The sequence below is a fragment of the Kitasatospora sp. NPDC127111 genome, assembly GCF_042677465.1.
GTDB lineage: Bacteria > Actinomycetota > Actinomycetes > Streptomycetales > Streptomycetaceae > Kitasatospora.
In genome coordinates, this window is the sequence record NZ_JBHXTG010000104.1 from 17,835 (window position 1) to 25,372 (window position 7,538).

The 7,538-nt window shown below is 75.4% G+C and carries 5 protein-coding genes; all 5 read left to right on the forward strand.

Translation table 11 applies throughout. The features are described from left to right. Window positions 1-161 precede the first annotated feature (161 nt). A complete protein-coding gene (locus tag ACFVHB_RS37090) occupies window positions 162-1,874 on the forward strand; it encodes an ATP-binding cassette domain-containing protein (RefSeq protein ID WP_380331455.1) in 1,713 nt (570 codons plus the stop codon). Window positions 1,875-1,877: 3 nt separating this feature from the next. Beyond that, entirely contained in the window at window positions 1,878-2,783 is a 906-nt protein-coding gene (locus ACFVHB_RS37095) for a hypothetical protein (protein WP_380331458.1), read from the forward strand. 230 nt (window positions 2,784-3,013) lie between these two features. Beyond that, window positions 3,014-3,946, forward strand: a complete 933-nt coding sequence (locus ACFVHB_RS37100) for a FadR/GntR family transcriptional regulator (protein WP_380331461.1) — start codon at window positions 3,014-3,016, stop codon at window positions 3,944-3,946. A gap of 580 nt (window positions 3,947-4,526) precedes the next feature. Continuing rightward, entirely contained in the window at window positions 4,527-6,173 is a 1,647-nt protein-coding gene (locus ACFVHB_RS37105; RefSeq protein ID WP_380331464.1) for an RNA polymerase sigma factor, read from the forward strand. A gap of 375 nt (window positions 6,174-6,548) precedes the next feature. After that, the gene (locus ACFVHB_RS37110; RefSeq protein ID WP_380331470.1) at window positions 6,549-7,346 is read left to right on the forward strand and encodes a S1 family peptidase; all 798 of its coding nucleotides are present in this window, start codon (window positions 6,549-6,551) and stop codon (window positions 7,344-7,346) included. Window positions 7,347-7,538: the final 192 nt, after the last annotated feature.

A 7,538-nucleotide genomic window follows, 5' to 3' on the forward strand; every position in this document is an offset into this window, starting at 1 on the left:
TGCCCTCTGTGGGGGTGGGGGGGGGGGGGGGGCCCCCGGCCCCCCGCCCGATCGCCCGGTATCCGCGGCCGGGCCCCCATATTGGGGGGGGGGGGGGCGGGGGGGCCCCCCCCCCGCGCCGCGCAGACGCAGGTCGGCCGAGGGCATGGGAGCAGCCAGCGATGATCCAGATCACCGGACTGACCAAGGTCTACCGCCGGGGCGGGCCGCCGGCGGTGCTCGATCTGACCTTCGACGCCCGCCCGGGGATGGTGACGGCGCTGCTCGGCCCCGAGGACTCGGGCAAGTCGACCGCGCTGCGGCTGGTGCTCGAACTCGAACGCGGCCAGGGCGTCGCGCTCTTCGACGGTCGCACCTACCGTCGGCTGCGGCGCCCGGAGCGCGAGGTCGGCGTGCTGCTGCCCGGCCCCGGCGGCCCCGAGGGCATGTTGGCGGGGCACCCCGGCCGGAAGGCGCGCAGCCACCTCAGGATGCTGGCGGCGGCCGTCGGGGTCCCCGCCCGGCGGGCCGACGAGCTGCTGGAGCAGACCCGGCTCGCCACCGTCGCCGGGCAGCGGCTGCGCACCTTCTCGCCCGGCATGCACCGCCGGCTGGCGCTCGCCACCGCGCTGCTCGGGGATCCGGGCACCCTCGTCCTCGACGCGCCCACCGAGGGCCTGTCGCCGCGCAACGTGGAGTGGTTCCACTCGTTCCTGCGCTCGTTCGGCGTCGCGGGCGGGACGGTCCTGGTGACCACCCGCACCCCCCAGGAGGCCGCCGGGCTCGCGGACCGGGTGATCACGCTCGACCAGGGGCGGATGGTGGCCGACCAGCCGGTGACGGAGTTCCGCCGCACCCGGCTCAGCCCGGAGGTCGCCGTGCGCGGGCCGCAGATGGCCCGGCTCGCCGATCTCCTGGTGAGCCAGGGCGCGCAGGTGCGGCGCGACGGCGGGGCCGGTCTGGCGGTGGCGGGGATCGACCGCACCGAGATCGGCGAGCTGGCGTACCGGCACGGCATCCTGCTGCACGAACTCGCCGACCGGGTGGTGGAGCAGCCGGCTCCCCGGGCCACGCTGCCCGTCGCCTCGGGCCGCTCGGGTCACCTCCACCTCCGGCCGACACCGGCCGGTCAGGCGGCGGCCGACCCGACGCCCGCCCGGCCGGGCAGGACCCGCCCGGTGAAGGCCCGGTCGGCCGCCGACGCGTCGATGACGGGCCAGGCCGGGACCCCGCCGGTGCCGGTGGCGGGCGGGGAGCAGGCTCCGGGACCGGAACCGGCCGGGGCCGGGCAGGCCCACGTGCCCCAGCCCGCGAGCGGGACACCGCCCACCGGGCCCGCGTCCGGCGGCGCCCTCCCCGCCCTCGCCCTGCCGGCCACCCCGGCCTCCGCCGCCGCTGCCACCGCCGCCGGCGCCTCGGCGGCGAGCGCCCGACCGCCCCGGCCCGCCCGGCGGACCTCACCCGCCGTCCCCGAGCCCGCCGTCCCCGAGCCCGCCGTCCCCGAGCCCGCCCAGTCCGAGCCCGCCCTGGCCGAGCCCGCCGTCCCCGAGCCCGCCCAGTCCGAGCCCGCCCTGGCCGAGCCGGCCGTCCCGGAATCGGCCGACCCGGCCGACCCGGCCGACCTCGCCGACCTCGCGGAGACCTCCCCGACCGTCGCCGTGGACCGCCTCTTCCGGGACGGTCTCAGCAGCCTGGTCCGGGCCGACGGGAGCGGCGCCCCGGCGCCCGCGCCCCGGGAACCGCGCGACGCCGCCGCCGACGGGGACCTCCAAACCGCCGACACCGTCCGACTCGGCCGCTTGAACCCGCGGACCGCCCCCGCCCCGAGCCCCATCGACCCCGGCCCCACCGCCCCCACCACCTCCATCCCCACCCCCGACCACCGGAGCGAGTGAACCGTGCGAGTCCTGGCCTACGAGCTGCGCCGGCTGCGCGGCCTCCGCTCCACCTGGCTGCTCCTCGCCGGGGTTCTGTTCTGCGACGCCGTGGTGGCCGCCGCGCTGGCCGCCCAGACGCCGGCCGGTGCGCTGTCCGGGCCGGCGGGCGTACGGCTGCTGACGGCGGCCGTCCCGCTGATCCCGCTGCCGTTCGCGGCGCTCGGCGCCGGCGTGCTGGGCGCCCTCGCGTACGGGCACGAGGTCCGGCACCCGGGGCTGCCCGCCTCGCAGGTGTCGTACCTGCGCCGGGTGCGGCTGCTGCTGGGCAAGCTGGTGGTGATCGGTCCGGTGGCGGGGCTCCTGGCGCTGGCCACCCTGCTGGTCGACGCGGTGGTCGTGCACCTCGCGCTGCCGGCCGGGGTGACGGTCGCCGCCTGGTCGGAGCCGGCCGCGCTGTCGGACCGGGTGGCGCGGGCGCTGTCCTCGGCCGGCCTCGGCGGGCTCGCCGATCTGCCGGGCGCGCTCGCCCCGGCGGCGCTCGGTGCCGGGCACGGGGTGCCCGGCGCGCTGCTGGCCTTCGTCGCGCTGACGGTCGTGGCGGGCTGGACGGGCGTCCTGACGGCCTCGCTGACCCGCAGTGCCGCCGCCGGCGTGCTGCTGCTCTGCGCCCTGCCGCCGCTGCTGGAGTCCGGGGTCGCGCTGCTGCTGCGGCAGACCGGAACGGCCTGGCCGGTCCGCGCGGCGGAGCTGCTGCCGTTCCAGTCCGGCATCGAGTGGGCGTACGGATGGGTGTACGGCGGGGACCGCCGGGTTGCGGTGGCCGGTTCGGAGCTCACCGATCCCGCGCTGCTGGCGGCGGTGGCGGCGCCCGCCCTGGTGCTGCTGCTCGCCAGCCTCCTCGTGCAGGCCCGCCGCCGCGCACTCTGACGCGGCTGCGGCGCTCCGGCACTCCTCCGTCCCCGCCAGAAGCTCCGCCAGCGGCTCCGCCGGTGCCCGGCACGCTGCCCGGCCCGGGCCCCGCGCCCGGGCCCCGCGCCAGGACCCGCCGGGCCGCGACCGTAACTGACGGTCCGCCAAGATCGACCAGCTGTGACCGGATTGCGCGGTTCTTCCTGATAAGAAGTCAATTATCCAGTCACGGTCGATCACCCTTTCGTGTGCTTTTCACGAGAATTCTCAAGCTGGGTCCGCCGATCGCCGACAAAGGACCTGTGAGTACCCTTGCGCACCCCACCATGACCCCCGCCCGTTCCGCCGACGGCGCCATCCCCGGCCCCGGCGACCTGGACCGCTTCTCGTACGCCGACCGGCCGATCCCGCCGGCGCCCCGCTGGGAGGGCGCCGAGTCCGACCTGGCCCGGGTCGGCCGCAAGACCACCAGCAGTCGTGGCCGCGGTCTGCACGGCCAGCTGGTGCAGCAGCTCGGTCAGATGATCGTCTCGGGCGACCTCGGCGCCGACCGCCCGCTCGTTCCCGAGGAGATCGGCCAGCGGTTCGAGGTCTCCCGGACCGTCGTCCGTGAGTCGCTGCGGGTCCTGGAGGCCAAGGGCCTGGTCAGCGCCCGGCCGAACGTCGGCACCCGGGTCCGCCCGGTCGGCGACTGGAACCTGCTCGACCCGGACATCATCGAGTGGCGCGCCTTCGGTCCGCAGCGTGACGAGCAGCGCCGGGAGCTGTTCGAGCTCCGCTGGGCGATCGAGCCGCTGGCGGCCCGGCTCGCCGCCGGCCACGGCCGGGAGGACGTCCAGCAGCGGCTGGTCGAGCTGGTCGAGATCATGGGCCACGCCGCCGCCCAGGCCGATCTCTCCACCTACGCGCGCGCCGACGCGGAGCTGCACGCCCTCGTCCTGCAGCTGGCCGGCAACCGGATGCTGGAGCACCTCTCCGGGATCGTCTCCTGCGCGCTCCAGGTGTCCGGCGGCCCGGCGACGTCGTGCGAGCGGCCCTCGGAGGCCTCGGTCAGCCTGCACGCCCGCCTGGTGGACGCGCTCGGCACCGGCGACGGCACCGCCGGCGAGGCCGCGATGCGGGCGCTGCTCACCGTTCACCCGGAGATCGAGCCGTCCGTCCCGGCCCCCCGGGAGCACTGAGCCGCCCACCCGCCGACGACCGAGCGACCCCGCGAACCCATGGCCCTCCGGCTGCTCCCCACGGCGCGGTCGGAGGGCCCCTGCGCGCCGGGCCGCCCGCCGAGCCACCTCCCGGACCGCATACCCGCCCGCTCCGGCCCCGCCGCCCGCCCGGCCCCCCAGCCGAGCCGTGCCCCGCTGGGGCACCGCCGCCCGGTCCCGCCGCCCGGTCCCGGCCCCTCATCGCGCCCCACTCCGGCACACCGCCCGTGTCCTGCCCATGTCAGTCGCTTGGGCGCGAGTGCGCGATGATGGAAGCCGGCCCCGCGCCGCAGGCACCGAGTGGTGTGACCCGCGACACGAAGGCCATGCGTAACACTTGACGAGTAGCAGCGATGTGTCCTGAGCGGAAGCAGCTCCGGAATCCACCAACATGTCAGAATGCTGTGTTGGTCTGCGGCGCTGCTGCCGTCCTGCAAACCCAGTCCTCAAGCCCGAGTCGGTCGGAATCGACACCGCGCGCCCGACGCGCGATTTCCTTCCCCGCCCGCTCGGGCGGCCGGTACGGGTTCGAGTCCACTCATCGTCCGAGAGGTTGTTCGTGTCGGCCAGCACATCCCGTTCGCTTCCCCCCGAGATCGCCGAGTCCGCGGCTCTGCTGGCGCTCATCGAGCGGGGCAAGGCCCAGGGGCAGATCGCCGGTGACGACGTGCGCCAGGCGTTCGAGGCGGACCAGATCCCGGTCACCAAGTGGAAGAACGTCATGCGCAGCCTCAACCAGGTGCTGATTGAGGAGGGGGTGGATCTCATGGTCAGCGCGGCCGAACCGGCCGGCGCCAAGCGCAAGAGCGTTGCTGCCAAGAGCCCCACCAAGCGCACTGCCACCAAGGCGGTCACCACCCGGACCCCGGCCGCTCCGGCGGCCCCGACCAAGCCCCCCGTTCGGATCGCGCCCGGTGCTCCCGTGGCCGCTCCGGCGGTCGCGGCGGCCGCCGCCGCGCCGGCCCCCACGGTCTCCGCCGAGATCACCGTCGAGGAGACGGCCCCGGTCGTCACCGAGGTGAAGGCCGTTCCGGCGAAGAAGGCCGCCCCGGCCAAGAAGGCCGCGGCCAAGAAGACCGCCGCCCCGGCCAAGAAGACGGCCGCCAAGAAGACCACCTCCGCCAAGGCGGGCAAGGGTGACGACGAGCTGATCGGCGAGGACGAGCTGCTCGAGGACGTCGCGCTGCCCGGCGACAAGCCGGGCGAGGAGGCGGAGCCCGAGGAGGAGTCGCAGGGCTTCGTGCTCTCCGACGACGACGAGGACGACGCCCCGGCCCAGCAGGTCGCCGTCGCCGGTGCCACCGCCGACCCGGTCAAGGACTACCTGAAGCAGATCGGCAAGGTCCCGCTGCTCAACGCCGAGCAGGAGGTCGAGCTCGCCAAGCGCATCGAGGCCGGTCTGTTCGCCGAGGACAAGCTCTCGGCCGCCGACAAGCTGGCCCCCAAGCTCAAGCGCGAGCTGGAGATCATCGCCGAGGACGGCCGCCGCGCAAAGAACCACCTGCTGGAGGCCAACCTCCGACTGGTCGTCTCGCTGGCCAAGCGCTACACCGGCCGCGGCATGCTCTTCCTGGACCTGATCCAGGAGGGCAACCTCGGTCTCATCCGTGCGGTCGAGAAGTTCGACTACACCAAGGGCTACAAGTTCTCGACCTACGCCACGTGGTGGATCCGCCAGGCGATCACCCGCGCGATGGCCGACCAGGCCCGCACCATCCGCATCCCGGTGCACATGGTCGAGGTCATCAACAAGCTGGCCCGCGTCCAGCGCCAGATGCTCCAGGACCTGGGCCGCGAGCCCACCCCGGAGGAGCTGGCCAAGGAGCTCGACATGACCCCGGAGAAGGTCATCGAGGTCCAGAAGTACGGCCGCGAGCCCATTTCGCTGCACACCCCGCTGGGTGAGGACGGCGACAGCGAGTTCGGTGACCTGATCGAGGACTCCGAGGCGGTCGTGCCGGCCGACGCGGTCTCCTTCACCCTGCTCCAGGAGCAGCTGCACTCGGTGCTGGACACGCTGTCCGAGCGCGAGGCGGGCGTGGTGTCGATGCGCTTCGGCCTGACGGACGGTCAGCCGAAGACGCTGGACGAGATCGGCAAGGTGTACGGGGTCACCCGTGAGCGCATCCGCCAGATCGAGTCCAAGACCATGTCGAAGCTGCGGCACCCGTCGCGCTCCCAGGTGCTGCGCGACTACCTGGACTGATCGGCAGAACCTCCGCAGGGCCCCGGCCCCGCGGTGAAGAGGCCCGGAGCACACCGCTCCGGGCCTCTTCGCATGTCCGCGGCACTCTCCGCGACCCCTGCGGCGCCTCCCCGTACCAACGGTGCCTCCGCACGTCGGGGGCCGGTTGCGTCAGCGTCCGGGTGGCCGTTGTCGCTCGTCCGGGTGGCGGCACGACGGGAAGTGGTCGCAGGGCGTAGTCGGTCACCTACGCTGTGCCGGTTGCCTGCTGCCGAGCCAACTGGAGACACGGTGCTGCCCAACCCGGATCGCGCGGACCTGCCGCCCGCCGCCCCGCCCCCGGCCCGGCCGGCCGCCCGGCCGGGGTGCCGCCGTCACCGGGCCGCGGCACTGGCCCTGCTGGCGGCGCTGCCGGCGCCGCTGGTCGCGCTGGGCCCCGGCGCCGCCCCGGCCCAGGCCCAGCGGCGGATCGTCGGCGGTGTGACCGCGAGCACCGCCGAGCACCCGTGGCTGGTGGCGCTCTCCAGCCGCCAGCAGTTCGGCAGCGGCCGGTCGGGCCAGTTCTGCGGGGGCGCGCTGGTCACCCCGACCAAGGTGGTGACGGCGGCGCACTGCTTCTACGACGAGTCCAGGGGCAAGCGGGTGGACCGGCCGGGCCTGAAGGTGGTGGTCGGCCGGGACGACCTGCGCGGTTCGGTCGGCCGGGAGGTGTCGGTCGGGTCGGTCTGGATCCACCCCGACTACGACTTCGCCGCCAACATGAACGACGTGGCGGTGCTCACGCTCTCCGAGTCGCAGGGCGCCAGGCCGGTGATCGACCTGGTCGGCCAGGGCGAGACCGAGCCGTACCGGCCGGGGACCAGGGCGCAGGTCTTCGGCTGGGGGGACACCAACGGAACGGGCAACTACTCGCCCACGCTGCGTGGCGTCGACGTGCCGATCATCCCGGACCAGACCTGCGCACAGGCGTACCCGGGCGGGCCGGACGGCAAGTTCGACGCCCGGGGCATGGTCTGCGCCGGTGAGGAGAAGGGCGGCAGGGACGCCTGCCAGGGGGACAGCGGCGGGCCGCTGGTGGTCGCGGGCCGGCTGGCCGGGCTGGTCTCCTGGGGCACGGGCTGCGCGGAGGCGGCGCACCCCGGCGTCTACACCCGGGTGGGCGCGGTCTCGGACGCGGTGCGTTCCGTGCTGTAGCCGCTCGATGACGTTCTGACGCGATGTCGCGCGGCGCCGGTGGTACCGGCGGGGAGGGCATCCGGAAAACAGCGGGCCGGGCGACCGCGACGCCGTGGGGGGGACCCCCCCCCGCGCCGCGCGGTAGCGGGGGGGGGGGGCGGGGAACACCCCCGGCGGGGGTGGTGGGGGTGGGGCCCCGGGCGCGCACCA

Bases quoted from the DNA above. Each gene is read 5' to 3' on its own strand.
- ACFVHB_RS37090 (WP_380331455.1), top strand. From the start codon at position 162: ATGATCCAGATCACCGGACTGACCAAGGTCTACCGCCGGGGCGGGCCG.